The sequence below is a fragment of the Kitasatospora sp. NPDC048365 genome (genome assembly GCF_043200835.1).
Classification (GTDB): domain Bacteria; phylum Actinomycetota; class Actinomycetes; order Streptomycetales; family Streptomycetaceae; genus Kitasatospora; species Kitasatospora terrestris.
This window is the reverse complement of the sequence record NZ_JBICYJ010000058.1, coordinates 1-15,882: the sequence shown is the minus strand read 5'-3', so window position 1 is coordinate 15,882 and position 15,882 is coordinate 1. Positions and strand designations below refer to the sequence as shown.

The 15,882-nt window shown below is 73.4% G+C and carries 17 protein-coding genes; 13 read left to right on the top strand and 4 right to left on the bottom strand.

Annotation, left to right across the window (positions count from 1 at the left end):
• Nucleotides 1–229: 229 nt before the first annotated feature.
• The 5 genes from ACGFX4_RS36770 to ACGFX4_RS36750 all read left to right on the top strand — a co-directional run bounded on the left by ACGFX4_RS36770 (nt 230) and on the right by ACGFX4_RS36750 (nt 5,934).
• Complete coding sequence (locus ACGFX4_RS36770; RefSeq protein WP_393084413.1) at nt 230–493, top strand: dsRBD fold-containing protein; 264 nt, start codon at nt 230–232, stop codon at nt 491–493.
• A gap of 109 nt (nt 494–602) precedes the next feature.
• Nucleotides 603–2,012, top strand: coding sequence for a dihydrolipoyl dehydrogenase (lpdA, locus tag ACGFX4_RS36765; protein ID WP_393084410.1), 1,410 nt, complete (start codon nt 603–605; stop codon nt 2,010–2,012).
• A gap of 233 nt (nt 2,013–2,245) precedes the next feature.
• Nucleotides 2,246–3,583, top strand: a complete 1,338-nt coding sequence (locus tag ACGFX4_RS36760; RefSeq protein WP_393084407.1) for a DUF2252 domain-containing protein — start codon at nt 2,246–2,248, stop codon at nt 3,581–3,583.
• Nucleotides 3,584–3,769: 186 nt separating this feature from the next.
• Nucleotides 3,770–4,687 carry a polysaccharide deacetylase family protein gene (locus tag ACGFX4_RS36755; protein ID WP_393084404.1) on the top strand — a complete coding sequence of 306 codons (918 nt, stop codon included), beginning with the start codon at nt 3,770–3,772 and terminating at the stop codon, nt 4,685–4,687.
• A 170-nt stretch (nt 4,688–4,857) separates the two neighbouring features.
• Nucleotides 4,858–5,934 carry a GNAT family N-acetyltransferase gene (locus ACGFX4_RS36750; protein ID WP_393084401.1) on the top strand — a complete coding sequence of 359 codons (1,077 nt, stop codon included), beginning with the start codon at nt 4,858–4,860 and terminating at the stop codon, nt 5,932–5,934.
• Here ACGFX4_RS36750 and ACGFX4_RS36745 read toward each other — a convergent pair.
• Together ACGFX4_RS36745 and ACGFX4_RS36740 are read right to left on the bottom strand one after the other, a co-directional pair.
• Nucleotides 5,910–6,371, bottom strand: a complete 462-nt coding sequence (locus tag ACGFX4_RS36745; protein WP_393084398.1) for a YchJ family protein — start codon at nt 6,369–6,371, stop codon at nt 5,910–5,912. The two genes, ACGFX4_RS36750 and ACGFX4_RS36745, sit on opposite strands and share 25 nt — an antisense overlap.
• Before the next feature lie 108 nt (nt 6,372–6,479).
• Entirely contained in the window at nt 6,480–6,866 is a 387-nt protein-coding gene (locus ACGFX4_RS36740) for an RNA-binding S4 domain-containing protein (RefSeq protein ID WP_393084395.1), read from the bottom strand.
• A 67-nt stretch (nt 6,867–6,933) separates the two neighbouring features.
• On the opposite strand from ACGFX4_RS36740, the gene ACGFX4_RS36735 reads away from it, so the two are divergent.
• From ACGFX4_RS36735 to ACGFX4_RS36715, 5 genes are all read left to right on the top strand, one after another.
• Complete coding sequence (locus ACGFX4_RS36735; RefSeq protein ID WP_393084392.1) at nt 6,934–7,560, top strand: PadR family transcriptional regulator; 627 nt, start codon at nt 6,934–6,936, stop codon at nt 7,558–7,560.
• A 68-nt stretch (nt 7,561–7,628) separates the two neighbouring features.
• Nucleotides 7,629–8,789 carry an LLM class flavin-dependent oxidoreductase gene (locus ACGFX4_RS36730; RefSeq protein ID WP_393084485.1) on the top strand — a complete coding sequence of 387 codons (1,161 nt, stop codon included), beginning with the start codon at nt 7,629–7,631 and terminating at the stop codon, nt 8,787–8,789.
• Nucleotides 8,786–9,409 (top strand): FMN reductase, encoded by a 624-nt coding sequence (locus tag ACGFX4_RS36725; RefSeq protein WP_393084389.1) that lies wholly within the window; start codon nt 8,786–8,788, stop codon nt 9,407–9,409. Before ACGFX4_RS36730 ends, ACGFX4_RS36725 begins: the two co-directional genes overlap by 4 nt.
• A 72-nt stretch (nt 9,410–9,481) precedes the next feature.
• Nucleotides 9,482–9,787: a GNAT family N-acetyltransferase gene (locus ACGFX4_RS36720; RefSeq protein ID WP_393084386.1), complete on the top strand. Its 306-nt coding sequence runs from the start codon at nt 9,482–9,484 to the stop codon at nt 9,785–9,787.
• A 361-nt stretch (nt 9,788–10,148) separates the two neighbouring features.
• Entirely contained in the window at nt 10,149–10,958 is an 810-nt protein-coding gene (locus tag ACGFX4_RS36715; RefSeq protein WP_393084383.1) for a DUF1028 domain-containing protein, read from the top strand.
• Nucleotides 10,959–11,023: 65 nt separating this feature from the next.
• Here ACGFX4_RS36715 and ACGFX4_RS36710 read toward each other — a convergent pair whose 3' ends face one another.
• Nucleotides 11,024–11,986 (bottom strand): helix-turn-helix domain-containing protein, encoded by a 963-nt coding sequence (locus tag ACGFX4_RS36710; RefSeq protein WP_393084380.1) that lies wholly within the window; start codon nt 11,984–11,986, stop codon nt 11,024–11,026.
• 201 nt (nt 11,987–12,187) lie between these two features.
• On the opposite strand from ACGFX4_RS36710, the gene ACGFX4_RS36705 reads away from it, so the two are divergent.
• Entirely contained in the window at nt 12,188–12,622 is a 435-nt protein-coding gene (locus ACGFX4_RS36705; protein WP_393084377.1) for an ATP-binding protein, read from the top strand.
• A gap of 379 nt (nt 12,623–13,001) precedes the next feature.
• Here the strand turns inward: ACGFX4_RS36705 and ACGFX4_RS36700 are convergent, their stop codons facing one another.
• Nucleotides 13,002–14,177 carry an alpha-hydroxy-acid oxidizing protein gene (locus ACGFX4_RS36700; RefSeq protein ID WP_393084374.1) on the bottom strand — a complete coding sequence of 392 codons (1,176 nt, stop codon included), beginning with the start codon at nt 14,175–14,177 and terminating at the stop codon, nt 13,002–13,004.
• An 87-nt stretch (nt 14,178–14,264) separates the two neighbouring features.
• Between ACGFX4_RS36700 and ACGFX4_RS36695 the strand changes: the two genes are divergently transcribed.
• Nucleotides 14,265–14,810, top strand: coding sequence for a GNAT family N-acetyltransferase (locus tag ACGFX4_RS36695; RefSeq protein WP_393084371.1), 546 nt, complete (start codon nt 14,265–14,267; stop codon nt 14,808–14,810).
• Complete coding sequence (locus ACGFX4_RS36690) at nt 14,810–15,589, top strand: HAD-IA family hydrolase (RefSeq protein WP_393084482.1); 780 nt, start codon at nt 14,810–14,812, stop codon at nt 15,587–15,589. The genes ACGFX4_RS36695 and ACGFX4_RS36690 overlap by 1 nt, the downstream gene beginning before the upstream one ends.
• Nucleotides 15,590–15,882 lie beyond the last annotated feature (293 nt).

Genomic DNA, 15,882 nt, shown 5'->3' with positions numbered 1-15,882 from the left:
CGAGCCGATCGTCGGAAGATTCCCGGGCGGCCGAACAGGCCCCCGGAGGGCCTGTCGCTCCACCGCTCACCCCCCGCCCTCGCGCAGAATGGTCCCGGGTTCCCGAGCCGCCGCCGACCGCGCGGCCGGTGGTCACCGCGTGGTCGGCGGCATCCCCGCCCGGCCGGGCGCTGCCACCTCTTGCCCCGGCCCCGCACCCGGGACCACGCTGGTAGCAGGAGGTGCCGCCATGCACAACCAGTGGGACGTCGAACTCAGCTTCGAGGAGGACGGCACGCACACCGCCTGCGAGGCCCGGCTGATCGGTACGGGCGCCCCCGCCCTGACCGGCCGCGGCGCCGCCGAGCGCAGTGCCGCCGACCGCCCCGTCACCCGGATCGGCGAGGAGGTCGCCGCCTCCCGCGCCCTGGACGAACTCAGCCGCCGACTCCGTACGCAGGCCACCGGTGACATCGACGACGCCGGCCTGCGCCCCGGCTACCTGATCTACTGACCCCTGATCCCTTGCTCACACTCCGCAGCGACGCTGGGCGCGCCGCCTGCGGTCCTGACACGATGACCGGGACCGTACGCAGCCTCGCTCCTCGGAGGACCACAGCATCATGAGCAGCACCCACTACGACGTCGTCGTCCTCGGCGCGGGCCCCGGCGGCTACACCGCCGCGGTCCGGTCGGCCCAGCTGGGCCTGCGCACGGCGGTGATCGAGTCCAAGTACTGGGGCGGGGTGTGCCTGAACGTGGGCTGCATCCCGTCCAAGGCCCTGCTGCGCAACGCCGAGCTGGCGCACACGGTGACCAAGGAGGCGAAGACCTACGGCATCCAGGTGGAGGGCAAGGTCACCTTCGACTTCGGCGCCGCCTTCCAGCGCAGCCGCCAGGTCGCCGACGGCCGGGTCAAGGGCGTCCACTACCTGATGAAGAAGAACGGCATCACCGAGTACGACGGCCGCGGCACCTTCGTCGACGACCGCACCATCCAGGTGGCGCTGAACGACGGCGGCTTCGAGGTCGTCACCTTCGACCACTGCATCGTCGCAGCCGGTGCCACCACCCGGCTGCTGCCCGGCACCAGCCTGAGCGACCGGGTGGTGACCTACGAGGAGCAGATCCTCACCGAGCAGCTGCCCGGTTCGATCATCATCGCGGGCGCCGGCGCGATCGGCGTCGAGTTCGCCTACGTGCTGCACAACTACGGCGTGAAGGTGACCATCGTCGAGTTCCTCGACCGGATGGTGCCGCTGGAGGACGCCGACGTCTCCGTCGAGCTGGCGAAGCAGTACCGCAAGCTCGGCATCGAGGTGCTCACCTCCACCCGGGTCGAGTCGATCGACGACTCCGACCCGAACGCGCCGGTCCGGGTCACCGTGACGCGCGACGGGCAGCAGCAGGTGCTGGAGGCCGACAAGGTGCTCCAGGCGATCGGCTTCGTGCCGCGGGTCAACGGCTACGGCCTGGAGAACACCGGCGTGAAGCTCACCGACCGCGGCGCGATCGCGGTGGACGGCCGCGGCCGCACCTCGGTGGACCACATCTTCGCGGTCGGCGACGTCACCGCCAAGCTGATGCTGGCGCACGCCGCCGAGTCGATGGCCGTGATCGCGGCCGAGACCATCGCCGGCGCGGAGACCATGGAGATCGACTTCGTGATGGTCCCGCGCGCCACCTACTGCCAGCCGCAGGTCGCCAGCTTCGGCTACACCGAGGCGCAGGCCCGCGAGCAGGGCTACGACGTCAAGGTCGCCAAGTTCCCGTTCACCGCGAACGGCAAGGCGCACGGCCTCGGCCACCCGATCGGCTTCGTCAAGGTGATCAGCGACAACAAGTACGGCGAGCTGCTCGGCGCCCACCTGATCGGCCCCGAGGTCACCGAGCTGCTGCCGGAGCTGACCCTGGCCCAGCAGTGGGACCTGACGGTGCACGAGGTGGCGCGCAACGTGCACGCCCACCCGACCCTCGGCGAGGCGGTCAAGGAGGCGATCCACGGCCTCGCCGGTCACATGATCAACATGTGACCGGAGCGGGTTCCTCCGGGGCCTCCGGGGCCTCCGGGTACCCCGGGTTCCCCTGGGCCTCCGGGTACCCGGGGTCGACGGGTTTCCTGGGCCGACCGGGTGAATCCGTCCGCCACCGGGCCGCTCCCCGCATGCCGGGGGGCGGCCCGGCGGTACCTCTCCCCGAAAGCCCGGGTCCGCGGCCGGCAGACTGCCGCCGGCCCGGGCGCCGGAGCGCGTGGGAGGAGCAGCCGATGGCGGAGCCGGTGCAGGTGCGCGAGGGGTACGGGCGGCAGGCGCGCAAGCAGGTGCCGCGCTCGGCGCACGGCGAGTGGGAGCCCGCCGCCGACCGGCCCGACCCGGTCGCCGTGCTGGAGGCGCAGGCCGGCGCCCGGCTGCCCGAGCTGCTCCCGATCCGGTACGGGCGGATGTCCGCCTCCGCCTTCGCCTTCCTGCGCGGCGCCGCCGCCGTGATGGCCGCCGACCTCGCCTCCGGCCCGCACACCGGGCTGACCGTCCAGCTCTGCGGGGACGCCCACCTGGCCAACTTCGGGGTGTTCGGCGCACCCGACCGGGCGCTGCTGTTCGACCTCAACGACTTCGACGAGACCCTGCCCGGCCCCTTCGAGTGGGACGTCAAACGGCTCGCCGCCAGCCTCGCCGTCGCCGCCCGGGAGAACGGCGCCGACGACGAGGAGGGCCGCGAGGTGGTGCTGGGCGCCGTCCGCGCCTACCGGGAGGGCATGCGGAGCCTCGCCGAGGAGGGCGAACTCGCGGTCTGGTACCGGCGGATCGACGCCGAACAGCTCCTCCCGCTGGTCGGCTCCGGCGGTCAGCGCCGCAAGGTCGAGGCCAAGCTCGCCGCCGCCCGCCGCCGCGACAGCCTGCAGGCCGCCGGCAAGCTCACCGAGGTGGTCGACGGCCGCCGCCGCTTCGTCGACAACCCGCCGCTGGTCCAGCGCACCGCCGTGGACCCGGACGAGCTGCACGCCATGCTCTCCGACTACCGCGCCACCCTGACCGACGAGCGCGGCGAGCTGCTCGACCGGTACGACTTCCTGGACGCCGCCATGAAGGTGGTGGGCGTCGGCAGTGTCGGCACCCGCTGCTTCGTCGTGCTGCTCCAGGGCCGCGACGAGAAGGACCCGCTGATCCTCCAGCTCAAGCAGGCCGAGGCGTCCGTCCTGGAGGCGTACCTGCCGCCCGGCGACTACGACCACCACGGCCGGCGGGTGGTGGCCGGACAGCACCTCACCCAGGCCGCCGGCGACATTTTCCTCGGCTGGATGACCGGCCCCGGAGGCCGCCACTTCTACTGGCGTCAGCTGCGCGACATGAAGGGCTCCGCCGAGGTCGGCACCATGTCGGCCGACCGCCTGCGTGCGTACGCCGGGGTCTGCGGCACCGCGCTGGCCCGCGCCCACGCCCGGTCCGGCGACCGGATCGCCATCGCCGCCTACCTCGGCTCCTCCGACACCTTCGACCGCGCGATCGCCCGCTTCGCGCTCCGCTACGCCGACCTCAACGCGGCCGACCACGCTGCGCTCGCGGCCGCGGCCGCGGCGGGCCGGATCCACGCCGAGACCGCCTGACCCCGGCCCGCCCCGCCCCGGCTTGTCCAGCCCCGGCTCGGCTCGGCTCGTCCAGCCCGTCCGACGTACCATCAGATCCGGTCGGATTCAGGAATCTCACAGGAATTGGGACAGGCATTACCTGTCCATGGGATTCTGTTGACCTGGGGCGGCGACGCTCCGCTGTGCACCGGACCGGGGGGAATCATGCGCCGTGCCCGCAGGCGGGCGGCCGACGCGCTGCTGCGCCACTCACCACTTCAGCTCGCGTTCCGGGCCGCGTCCACCCGCCGATTGGCGGTACTCGCGTACCACGGGGTGGACGACCCGGTGAGCTTCGCCGCCCAGCTGGAGCGGCTGGCGCGCACCACCAACCCCGTCTCGCTCGCCCAGGTCGAGCGCGCCGTCACCGAGGGCCGACCGCTGCCCCCGCGCAGCGTCCTGGTGACCTTCGACGACGGCGACCGGTCGCTGCTCACCCACGGCCTGCCGGCCCTGATCCGCAACCGGATCCCGGCCGCGGCGTACGTCATCCCCCAACTGATCGGCAGCGACCAGCCGTTCTGGTGGACGGAGGCGGCCGCGCTGGCCGGCGCCGGCGGCCGTACGACCCTCGGCCCGCTCGCGCCGGGCGCCCTGGTCGCGAGCCTCAAGCGGCTCCCCGACGCCGAGCGGATCACCGCGCTGGAGGAACTGCGCGCCACCGCCGCCGTTCCCGCGCCGCGCACCCCCCAACTCACCGCGCAGGAGCTGTTCGTGCTCCGCGAGGGCGGCGTGGCGATCGGCAACCACACCATGACCCACCCCTGCCTCGACCGCTGCGCGGACGACACCCTGCGCACCGAGATCACCGAGGCGCACACCATGCTCACCGGCTGGCTGGGCACCCCGCCCACCACCTTCGCCTACCCGAACGGCAACCACGACCAGCGCGCCGAGCAACTGCTGCGCGAACTCGGCTACCGGCTGGGCTTCCTGTTCGACCACCGGCACGACCGACTGCTGCCCGCCTCGCCGCTCAGGATCAGCCGACTTCGGGTGAACTCGCACACCGGACGGGCCAGGTTCGACACCATTCTGTCCGGGCTGCACCCCACCGTGCACCGGATGCGCGGCGGGGTCTGACCCGGCCCGCGCGGGCCGCCCGACCTGCCTGAGCCACCGGATGTGCCCGAGCCACCGGATGTGCCCGGGCCCACCGGATGTGCCCGAGCCGGCCGACCGGACCTGCCCGGGCCGACCGCCGGACCTGCCTGGGCCGCCCGACCCGTACCGCGCCTTCCTTGGGGGGAAGAGTGACCGCAGCACCGGAGATCCACACCACGCCCGACCTGCCCGCCGAACTCGTCGACGGCTGGCGGGCGCTGGTCGCCGCCGACCCGGGCGGCTCCTGGTTCATGACGCCCGACTGGGTGCTCTCCTGGTGGGAGACGCTCGGCGCGGGCCGGCCCGCCGAGATCGCCGTGTGGCGCGGCGCCGACGGCCGGCCGGAGGCGGTCGTCCCGCTGCTGAGCACCCGGCTGCGGCTGCACCCGCGCGCGCCGCTCACCGTCGGCTGCCTCACCCTGCTCGGCTCCGGGCCCGGCGCCGCCGACCACTGCGGAATCCCCGCGCTGCCCGAACGCCGCGCCGAGGTCCGCGAGTTCCTCGCCGAACGGGCCCGGCGCGCCACCCTCTGGCTGCCCGACCTCGACCCGGACCAGGCCGACCTGCTGCCCGGCCACGCCCGCCCGGTCGCCCGCGCCGCCTGCCCGCGCGCCGACCTCACCGCGGGCGCGGACGCCCTCGGCTCCCGCCAGTTCCGCTCCACCGTCCGCCGGTACGGGCGCAAGCTCGCCGCCGCCGGCGTCACCTTCCGCTGGGCCACCCCGGACCAGGCCGGGCCCGACATCCTCGACCGGGTGCTGCGCCTGCACCGACTGCGGCGCGCGGCGCTCGGCCGCCCCACCACCTTCGACGGGCAGCGCCGGCCCCTGCACGCCCGGGTGATCGAACGCGCCGCCGCCTCGGGCAGCGGCCGTGGCCCGGCCTTCCTGCTCGCCGAACAGGAGGACCGGCTCGTCGGCGCCCTCTACGGGTTCCGCTGGGGCAGCGGCTTCTCCTACTACCAGATCGGCTGGGAGCCGGAGCTCGCCCCGCTGCGGCTCGGCACCGCCGTGATCGACCAGGCGATCCGCGCCTGCGCCGACCAGGGCCTGCACACCTTCGACTTCCTGCGCGGCACCGAACCGTACAAGTACCGCTTCGGCGCCGTCGACCGGCACGACGTCTCCTGGCTGGCCCCGCGCGGCACCTCCGGCGCCCTGCTCGACCTCAAACACCGGGTGCGCGACGGGGGAGTCCGGGCTCAGCCGACGACGCCGTCCACGTAGACCCACGCACCGGCCTCGCGGCGGAAGCGGCTGTTCTCGCGCAGCGCCCCCGCCTCCCGGCCCACCCGGTAGTGCGCCCGGAACTCCACCGTGCCCTCGGTGTGGAACGCGCCGCCCTCGGTGGCGCCCAGCACCTCCAGCCGCTCCCAGCGCAGCTCCGGGTCGAAATCCACCTCGGCCGGCCGGGTCTCCGGCGCCCAGCTGCGCAGCAGGTACGCCTCGTCGTGCACCGTGAACGCGCTGAACCGCGACCGCATCAGCAGCTCCGCCGTGGCCGCCTGCGCCTCGCCCCGGTGCAGCCGGCCGCAGCACTCCGCGTAGCGCGCGGGCAGACCGCACGGGCACGCCTCGGGAGCGGCGGGGGAGGGGGAGGGGGAGGAGGAGGGGGCGGAGGAAGGGGATGGAGCTGGGGCGGTGGGCCTGCGACGTCGCGACATGCCTGCCATTCTCCCCTCCCGCTCCTGCTCCTCCCGCTCCTCCAGTTCTGTTCCCTCCGGCTTCGCTCCCGGCTGCTCGCTTCCGGGCGTCCGTTTCCCGCCGTCCGCTCAGGACGGGCGCAGTCCGTGCAGGCGCTCCAGGTCGCGGCGGTCACGCTTGGTCGGGCGGCCCGTACCCCGGTCGCGCAGACCGGCCACTGCCGGGACCTCGGTGCGGGGCGGTCGCGGCGGGCTCTGGTCGACGAAGCACTCGGCGGCGACCGGCGCGCCGACCCGCTTGCTGATCACCCGGGTCACCTCGACCACCCGCTCCCAGCCCTCGACCCGGACCCGTACCTCGTCCCCGGGCTTGACGTGCTGCGCGGGCTTCGCCCGGTCACCGTTCACCTTCACGTGCCCGCCGCGGCAGGCCGCCCCGGCCGCCGATCGCGTCTTGATCAGCCGCACCGCCCAGATCCAACTGTCGACCCGCGCCGTCGTCTCGTCCGTAGCCATGCCCCGACTCTACGACCCGGTGGCGGCGCCACCCGGCCGGTCGGGGCGGCGGCCTAGGATCGGTCGCATGTCGCTGCCGCACGCCATCCTGACCGCCCTGCTGGAGAAGCCGTCCTCGGGCCTGGAGCTGACGCGGCGGTTCGACAAGTCGATCGGCTTCTTCTGGTCGGCCACCCACCAGCAGATCTACCGTGAGCTGGGCCGGCTGGAGCAGGCCGGCCTGATCCGCGCACTCCCGCAGGCGGCGGACGCCCGCGGCCCGCGCAAGGAGTACGAGGTGCTGCCCGCCGGCCGGGAGGCGCTGGCGGCGTGGGTGGGGGAGCGGCAGGAGCCCAAGCCGATCCGGGACCCGTTGCTGTTGCGGCTGCGCGCCGCCGCCGTGGTGGGTGTCGACGGGCTCGGTGTGGAGCTGGGCCGCCACCTGGAACTGCATCGGCGCCAGCTCGCCGAGTACCGGGAGATCGAGGCCCGCGACTTCCCGCCCGAGCGCGCCGGGGCGGAGAACGCCCTGCACCACCTGGTCCTGCAGGGCGGTATCCAGCTGGAGTCGTTCTGGACCGAGTGGCTGGCGCAGGCGGTCGCCACCCTCGGCACCGGGCCCGCCCTCGGGACTGCCCCCGGCGCCGACTCCGACGCCGACTCCGACGCCGACCCTAGCGCCGGCCCCGGGACCGCCTCCGACCTCCGGGAATAGTCCTGGCACCGACCCCGTTCTGCATGGTTGAATATTGAATCAACTAGGAGGAGCTGAGAGCGGTGACGGTGCAGTTCGGGATCTTCAGCGTCGGCGACGTGACCACCGACCCCACCACCGGTCGGACCCCGACCGAGCACGAGCGGATCAAGGCGATGGTGGCCATCGCCCTCAAGGCCGAGGAGGTCGGCCTCGACGTCTTCGCCACCGGCGAGCACCACAACCCGCCGTTCGTGCCGTCCTCGCCCACCACCATGCTCGGGTACATCGCCGCCCGCACCGAGCGCCTGATCCTCTCCACCTCCACCACCCTGATCACCACCAACGACCCGGTGAAGATCGCCGAGGACTTCGCGATGCTCCAGCACCTCGCCGAGGGCCGGGTCGACGTGATGATGGGCCGCGGCAACACCGGCCCGGTGTACCCGTGGTTCGGGCAGGACATCCGCCAGGGCATCCCGCTCGCGATCGAGAACTACGCGCTGCTGTACCAGTTGTGGCGTGAGGAGAACGTCGACTGGCAGGGCCGCTTCCGCACACCCCTGCAGTCCTTCACTTCCACCCCGCGTCCGCTGGACGACACCCCGCCGTTCGTCTGGCACGGCTCGATCCGCTCGCCGGAGATCGCCGAGCAGGCCGCGTACTACGGTGACGGCTTCTTCGCCAACAACATCTTCTGGCCCAAGGAGCACTTCCAGAAGCTGATCGAGCTGTACCGCGAGCGGTACGCGCACTACGGCCACGGCACGCCCGAGCAGGCGTACGTCGGCCTCGGCGGCCAGGTGTTCATGCGCAAGAACTCGCAGGACGCGGTGCGCGAGTTCCGCCCCTACTTCGACAACGCCCCCGTCTACGGCCACGGGCCCTCGCTGGAGGAGTTCACCGACCAGACCCCGCTCACCGTCGGCAGCCCGCAGGAGGTCATCGAGAAGACGCTGACCTTCCGCGAGTCCTTCGGCGACTACCAGCGCCAGCTGTTCCTGATGGACCACGCCGGCCTGCCGCTGAAGACCGTGCTCGAGCAGCTGGACCTGCTCGGCGAGGAGGTCGTGCCGGTGCTGCGTCGGGAGTTCGCCAAGAACCGCCCGGCCGAGGTGCCCGACGGCCCGACCCACGCCGCCCGCCTCGCCGCGACGCGTACCGACTCGGCCGGCGAGTCCGTTGCGGAGTCCGTGGCCGAGTCGGTTGCCGGGTCGGTCGCCGCTGGATCGGCGGAGGTGGCGAAGTGAGCGCGCTGAAGCTGGCGGTGGTGACGGCCGGGCTGTCCGTCCCGTCCTCCACCCGGCTGCTGGCCGACCGCCTGTCCGACGCCGTCGCGCGCGAACTGCGCGACGGCGGCCGGGAGGTGGAGGTCACCGTGGTCGAACTCCGTGACCTCGCCCGGGACATCGCCGACAACCTGGTGACCGGCTTCCCCGGCCCGGCGCTGCGCCGCGCGGTCGAGGCGGTGGAACGGGCGGACGGCGTGATCGCCGTCTCGCCGATCTTCAGCGCCTCGTACAGCGGCCTGTTCAAGTCCTTCGTCGACGTGCTCGACCGGGACGCGTTGACCGGCACCCCGGTGCTGATCGCCGCGACCGGCGGCACCGCCCGCCACTCGCTCGCCCTGGAGCACGCGATGCGCCCGCTCTTCGCGTACCTGCGGTCGGTGGTCGCGCCGACGGCCGTGTACGCGGCGTCCGAGGACTGGGGCTCGGCCGGCACCGCGGACGGCGGGCTGGCCGCCCGGATCGCCCGAGCGGCGGGCGAGCTCGCCGAGCTGATGGCCCACCGGCCGCAGACGTCCGGCCGGGTCGCCGAGACGGTGATCCCGTTCGAGCAGCAGTTGGCCGCCCTGCGGAACGGCTGAACCACCCCGTCGGCCGTCGGGCGTCACCGTCCGGCGGCCGCCTAGCCCGAACCACCCACTGAGGGAGCACAGATGGAACCCCGCGTCAGCGACAACCCGGAGCTGTCCCGCTTCGAGATCCACACCGAGGAGGGTCTGGCCGGTTTCGCCGAGTACCACCTCTCCGAGGGTGAACTGGCGTTCATCCACACCGAGATCGACCCGCAGTTCGAGGGCCGCGGACTCGGCGGACGGCTCGCCCGCGCCGCCCTGGACACCGCCCGCGAACGCGGCCTCGCCGTGCTTCCGTACTGCCCGTTCATCCGCGCCTGGATCGGCAAGCACCCCGAGTACACCGACCTGGTGCCGGCCGACCGGCGCGGCCGATTCGGCCTCTGAGCACGGACGTTGACCCGGTGCCGGTACCGGTACCGGCGCCGGTGCTGCGGTCGGCCCGGCAGCGGCGGCGAGGCTGAGTCGGCGTCGGCGTCGGTCCGGAACGCGGATCGGCGTCGGCCGGGAGGTCACCGCGCATCGACGTGGTGCCGACCGGAGCTGACCCCGTGTCGACCCGTGCGCCGGTCCTGGAGCTGACCCGGTGTCGTGCCCGGATCTGGCCTGCATCGATCCCGGATCAAGTCCTGATCCGGACCTGATCCGGGACCGGATCCGACCCCGTGCAGGCCCGATCGGTCGATCCGGTGGACCGCCCGGCGCGTGACATGGACGCCACGCGCCGGGCGGACTAGTGTCGACCGACGTGACCTTCTCCATCGTGGCGCGTTCCGGCCCGGCCTTCGGGATCGCCGTGGCCAGCAAGTTCCTCGCCGTCGGCGCGGTGGTACCGGCCGCCGGAGCGGCCGTCGGCGCCCTCGCGACCCAGGCGTGGGCCAACGTCGCCTACCGCGAACAGGGCCTGGCGATGCTGCGCACCGGAGTCGAACCGGACGCGGTGGTCGCCGCTCTGACCGCCGCCGACCCGAGGAGCGACCACCGCCAGCTCGGCGTGGTCGGCCCCGAGGGCGCGGGCGCCTCCTTCACCGGTGCGGAGTGCCTCGACTGGGCGGGCGGCGCCGCCGGCCACGGCTACGCGATCCAGGGCAACCTGCTGGTCGGGCCCGAGGTCGTCCGCGACGCCGAGGCGGTCTGGCTGGCCGCCGCCGAACTCCCCTTCGCCGACCGCCTGGTGGCGGCCCTCGCCGCCGGCGACGCGGCCGGCGGCGACCGTCGCGGCCGACAGAGCGCCGCCCTGTACATCGTCGACCCCGGCCGTGGCATCGGTGGCTACGGCGACATCGCGTACGACCTGCGGGTCGACGACCACACCGACCCAATCGCCGAACTGCGCCGGCTGCTCGCCGTCCACGAGATCCTGCACGGCACCCCCGACCCGGCCACCCTGCTCGACCTCACCGGCGACCTCGCCGCCGAGGTCCGCGCGCTGCTGTCCGGTCTCGGCTACGACTCGCTGGACACCTGGGCGGGCGTGGAGAACCTCGAAGGCCGGCTGGTCGCCGACCGGATCGACCCGCTCGTCCTCGCCCACCTGCGGGCCGTCTCCGCGAAGTGACCGCGGTCCGGGCGCCGGCCGTCCCGGCAGTGCCCGGCCGTGCCACCCCGGCGTAGCGGTGGGGCTCAGAGCCAACCGCGGCGGGCGGCCTGGAGGCCGGCCTGGAAGCGGGTCTGGGAGTCCAGGACGGTCAGGATGTGGCTGATCCGGCGGGTCATGGTGCGCTGGGTGATGCCGAGGCTGCGGACGATCGCGGCGTCCTTCATCCCGCTGGCCATCATCGCCAGCAGTTCCCGGTCGCGTTCGTCGAGCTCGCCGGTCTGCTGCCCGACGCCGAGCGGTGTCGCCCGCTCCCAGAGCAGGTCGAAGCAGGTCACCAGCGCCGTCAGCAGCGGCGAGGGCCGCACCCACAGCGCGGCGGTGGACTCGGTCGCCTCGAAGCTGAGCGGGATCATCGCGTAGCGGCGGTCCGCGACCAGCATCTTCATCCGCACCGACGGCAGGCTCCTGGCCTGCTCGCCCGCCGCGATGCACTCCATCACGAAGCCCATCCGGGCGGCGCCCTCCAGCCCCGGGGCGTCGTACAGCGCCCGGTAGGCGACGCCGCGCTCGAGGAGCTGGAACTCCATCGGATTGGCGGTCGGGTCGTCGAAGTACGGCGGGCAGTCGATGATCAGGATCTCCTGCTGGGCGCCGAGCTGGAGCTGCTCGGCGCGGTGCCGCATGGCTTCCTGGCCCTCGATCAGCTCGACCAGCTCGGCGGACTTGGAACTGTCCAACTTCTGGAACTTGTGCGCGAGTTCGCGGATCCGGCTGCGCAGCAGGTCCATCTCGTGCTGGCGCTGCGCGGCGAGTGCGTCGACCGCGACCTCGGGTGGCGCGGCGGTGTACCGGACCGGTGACCCGGCGAGCCGGGTGACCAGGCCGGTGGTGACGAGGCGGCCGAGCGCCGTGCGGATGCCCGCCGGGGTGGAGCTGAGCGCCTCGGCGAGCTGGGCGGTGGTGGAGCGGGGTGCGGACAGCACGTGGAGGTAGAGCGCACTCTCCGTCGCGCCCAGCCCGACCGGCTCCAGAAGGTCGTCCGACATACGGCCAGAATAGGGATCTTCCGCTGGCGACTTGTGGCCATTGTCCACCATTCGCCGCAGCAGATCCGGCCATTCGGCCTTACGGTACAAGTCATCGGCAGTCTGTCCGCCGCTCCGGGCGGGGCAGGGTGGCCGAGCCCCACCGCGGCCGGACGACGGCACCCCACCCCGTGGTCGACCGCCCCGCTTGAAGGGACCGACATGGCTGTCGCGGACCTGCCCCAGACCGTGCGGTACGGCCTGAGCCTCCCCACCGTGCCCGCGTCCGTGCCGGAAGCACGACGCCGGGTGCGCGCCGAACTGGGCGCGCACGGCATCGGACCGGACCACCCGCTGACCGACACGGTGCTGCTGGTCGTGAGCGAGCTGGTGACCAATGCGGTCCGGCACGCCGCCGAGCACTCGCCGAGCACCGCCCTCGGCCTGACCGTGGGGCCGGACGAACTCGTGGTGAGCGTGCACGACCGCCATCCGCACTGCCCGCAGGCGCTGGCCGTGCCGCACCAGGACGGCAGCGGCGGCTGGGGCCTCGGGCTGGTCGCGGAGCTGGCGGAGGCGCTCGGCGGCGGCATGGACTCGCACGCCGACCCGGACGGGGGCGGAAAGACCATGGTGGTCCGGCTCCCGCTGGGGTAGCGCCGCGGTGCTATGGCCCGGCGCTATGGCTCTGAGTTATGGCTCTGCGTTATGGCTCTGCGTTATGGCCCGGTGCTATGGCCTGGCGCCAGGGCAACGGCCGCGGGCGCCGTCGGGGCCGTGGCGGCGCCGGGAACCCTGGCAGCGGTGCGGTGCGGTGCGGTGCGGCGCGCCTGGCCGGGCCGGGCGCGCGTTCACGGTGGTGGTCGGTGGCGGGGCCGGCACCGCGGACCGGCGGGCGCCGGGTGGGAAGACGATCTCGACCCCGCGCCCACCACTCTGCTGCATCCGGCTCCTTATTGCAACTAGATCGCAATAAGCCTTCGCGTTGCCTCGTCATGCCCCGCGCTGCCTCGCATTGCCTCGCCCGGCTCGGCGCTCAGAGCCGCCGCAGCGCCCCCTCCGCCCGCAGTGCCGCGATCGACGGGTAGCCGTCCACCGCCATCAGCAGGTCCGCCTCGGCCAGCAGCGAGCGCAGCACGTGCACCGCGCCGTCCGTCCCGCCCAGGGCGAGGCCGTACACGTAGGGGCGCCCGATCGCGACGGCCGTGGCGCCGAGCGCCAGCGCCTTCACCACGTCCGCGCCGCTGCGCACCCCGGAGTCGAACAGCACCGGCAGCCCGTCCGCCGCCTCCACCACCTCGGACAGCGACTCCAGTGCGGGCAGCCCGCCGTTGGCCTGCCGGCCGCCGTGGTTGGAGCAGTAGATGCCGTCCATGCCGCCGTCCCGCGCCCGCCGGACGTCCTCCGGGTGACAGATGCCCTTGAGGATCAGCGGCAACGAGGTCAGCGACCGCAGCCACGCCAGGTCGTCCCAGGTCAACGGGCTCGGGAAGACCTGGGTCCACTCCATGACCGCCTGCCGCGGATCGCCGTCCGGGTCGACGCCGGCGGCGGCCAGCCGGGCCCGGAACACCGGGTCGGAGGTGTAGTTGGCCAGGCAGTGCCCGCGCAGCTGCGGGAAGTTGCCGGTGGCCAGGTCGCGCGGACGCCAGCCGGTCACCCAGGTGTCCAGGGTGACCACGATGCCCCGGTAGCCGGCTTGCTCGGCCCGGTGCACCAGGCTCTCGGCCAGCGCCCGGTCGTTCGGCGGGTACAGCTGGAAGAACCCGGGAGTGTCGCCGAACTCCACGGCCACCTGCTCCAGCGGGTCCACCGAGAGGGTGGAGGCGATCATCGGCACGCCGGTGCGGGCGGCGGCGCGGGCCGTCGCCAGGTCGCCGTGACCGTCCGGCGCGCACAGCCCGAGCACCCCGACGGGTGCCAGCAGCAGCGGCGTCGGCAGCGACAGCCCGAACAGCTCCACGCCCAGGTCGCGCTGCGCCGCGCCGACCATCATCCGGGGGACCAGCCCCCAGCGCTCGAACGCCGCTGCGTTGGCCCGCTGGGTGTGCTCGTCGCCGGCGCCGCCCGCCACGTACGACCACACCGAAGGCGGCAGCGCGGCCGCGGCCCGCTCCGCCAGCTCGGCGAAGGCCATCGGATACTTCGGCTGAACGCCGAACAGGCCCTCGAAGTAGATCTCGTTCTGAAAATCGCCGAACTGCGGCCCCATCGCCGCTCCTTCCGCTTGCGGACGCCCACCGTCCCCCGCCGCGAACCTACCGTCAAGTAGCGGACGGCGTTCGCGTACGGTCGGAGCATGAGGGAGATCGTCAACCATCCTGTCCTGACCACCGAACGGCTCCGGCTGCGCCCGCTGACCAGCGCCGACACCGAGTGGTGGGTCCGCCTGCACGCCGACCCGGAGGTCAACCGCTTCGTCGGTGCCTACACCGAGGAGCAGGCCGCAGACCGGCTGCGGGCCATCGAGCAGCAGTGGACGGAGCGCGGCCACGGCCTCTGCGCGGTGGAACTCCGCGACACCGGCGAGGCGATCGGGCGCTGCGGACTCAACTGGTGGGTGCAGTACCAGGAGACCGAGGCAGGCTGGACCTTCGCCCGCGCCCACTGGGGCCGCGGCTACGCGACCGAGGCGGCGAGCGCCGTGCTCGGCTGGGGCTTCGACACCCTCGGCCTGGCGCGGATCACCGCCATGATCGCTCCCGGTAACACGCCCTCCGCCGCCGTGGCGGCGCGACTCGGGTTCTCCCCGCTCCGCGAGGACACGTTGTCCGGCAAGCCGGTCACCGTTCACGCCCTCGACCGCGAGGGGTGGAACGGCACGACGGTAGGCTCGACGGCGTGATCAAAGGTGTGATGTTCGACTTCTCCGGCACGCTGTTCAGGATCGACTCGACCGCGCGCTGGCTGGACGGCTACCTCGCCGCGACGGGCCTCGTCCTCGATGCCGCCGAGCGCGACGAACTGGTCGCCCGGCTGGAGGAGTTCGGTGCGCTTCCGGGTGGTGTCCCGCCGCGCACCCTGCCCGCCGAGCTGGCCGACGCGTGGGCGATCCGGGACCTCGGCGCCGCCGAACACCGCGCCGCCTACGCCGGGTTGGCCCGCGCCGCGCTCGCCCGGGCCGCGGAGCCGCCCACCGCCGTGGGCGCGGACGCCTCCGCCGTGACTGCCGTCGATGCGGCCGCCTCTGATGTGGCTGCCATCGATGTGGCAGCCGTCGACGCGGACGCGCTCTACGACCGGCACATGAACCCGGACGCCTGGCAGCCCTACGCGGACGCCGGACCCGTCCTGAGCGAACTCCGTCGCCGCGGCATCCCGATTGCCGTGGTCAGCAACATTGGCTGGGACCTGCGTCCGATCTTCCACCGCCACGGGCTCGACGAGTTCGTGGACGTGTACCTTCTCTCCTTCGAGTTCGGGACGCAGAAGCCCGAGCCGACGATCTTCCAGGAGGCGTGCGACCGCCTCGGCCTGGCTCCCAGCGATGTCCTGATGGTCGGCGACGACGTCCCCGCCGACGGTGCGGCCGCCGCCCTCGGCTGCGCCTTCCACCGGGTCGACCACCTGCCTGTCGACCAGCGACCGGACGGGCTGCGCCCGGTGCTCGACCTCCTCGGCTGACCGGCTGCCGCGTTGTGCGGTCACAGCGCGGGCCGGAGCCGGGGAGGACAGGGCTGGAGCTGCAGCCGGGGAGCGGGGGCGTGCTGCGGTGCGGCGCGTAGGGCGGCGATAGCGGTCGGACGGTGGTGATGCGGGTCGGTCCGCGGCGCCGAGCGGTCCGGGGTTCCGATCGATCGGTGGTGCCTGCCGGGCGGGGGTGCCGGAAGCTCCTATAGATCGTCAAGTGGTCTGAAGGAGTGGTGGCGCTGTGGTGCGTGGGCTGGCGAGGTGTTTGTAGATCTCGCGGGCGATGA

Excerpts from the sequence above, each read along its gene's own strand:
- ACGFX4_RS36770 (WP_393084413.1), top strand. The coding sequence starts at position 230 with ATGCACAACCAGTGGGACGTCGAACTCAGCTTCGAGGAGGACGGCACG.
- lpdA (WP_393084410.1), top strand. The coding sequence starts at position 603 with ATGAGCAGCACCCACTACGACGTCGTCGTCCTCGGCGCGGGCCCCGGC.
- ACGFX4_RS36760 (WP_393084407.1), top strand. The coding sequence starts at position 2,246 with ATGGCGGAGCCGGTGCAGGTGCGCGAGGGGTACGGGCGGCAGGCGCGC.
- ACGFX4_RS36755 (WP_393084404.1), top strand. The coding sequence starts at position 3,770 with ATGCGCCGTGCCCGCAGGCGGGCGGCCGACGCGCTGCTGCGCCACTCA.
- ACGFX4_RS36745 (WP_393084398.1), bottom strand. The coding sequence starts at position 6,371 with ATGTCGCGACGTCGCAGGCCCACCGCCCCAGCTCCATCCCCTTCCTCC.
- ACGFX4_RS36740 (WP_393084395.1), bottom strand. The coding sequence starts at position 6,866 with ATGGCTACGGACGAGACGACGGCGCGGGTCGACAGTTGGATCTGGGCG.
- ACGFX4_RS36735 (WP_393084392.1), top strand. The coding sequence starts at position 6,934 with ATGTCGCTGCCGCACGCCATCCTGACCGCCCTGCTGGAGAAGCCGTCC.
- ACGFX4_RS36720 (WP_393084386.1), top strand. The coding sequence starts at position 9,482 with ATGGAACCCCGCGTCAGCGACAACCCGGAGCTGTCCCGCTTCGAGATC.
- ACGFX4_RS36710 (WP_393084380.1), bottom strand. The coding sequence starts at position 11,986 with ATGTCGGACGACCTTCTGGAGCCGGTCGGGCTGGGCGCGACGGAGAGT.
- ACGFX4_RS36705 (WP_393084377.1), top strand. The coding sequence starts at position 12,188 with ATGGCTGTCGCGGACCTGCCCCAGACCGTGCGGTACGGCCTGAGCCTC.
- ACGFX4_RS36700 (WP_393084374.1), bottom strand. The coding sequence starts at position 14,177 with ATGGGGCCGCAGTTCGGCGATTTTCAGAACGAGATCTACTTCGAGGGC.
- ACGFX4_RS36695 (WP_393084371.1), top strand. The coding sequence starts at position 14,265 with ATGAGGGAGATCGTCAACCATCCTGTCCTGACCACCGAACGGCTCCGG.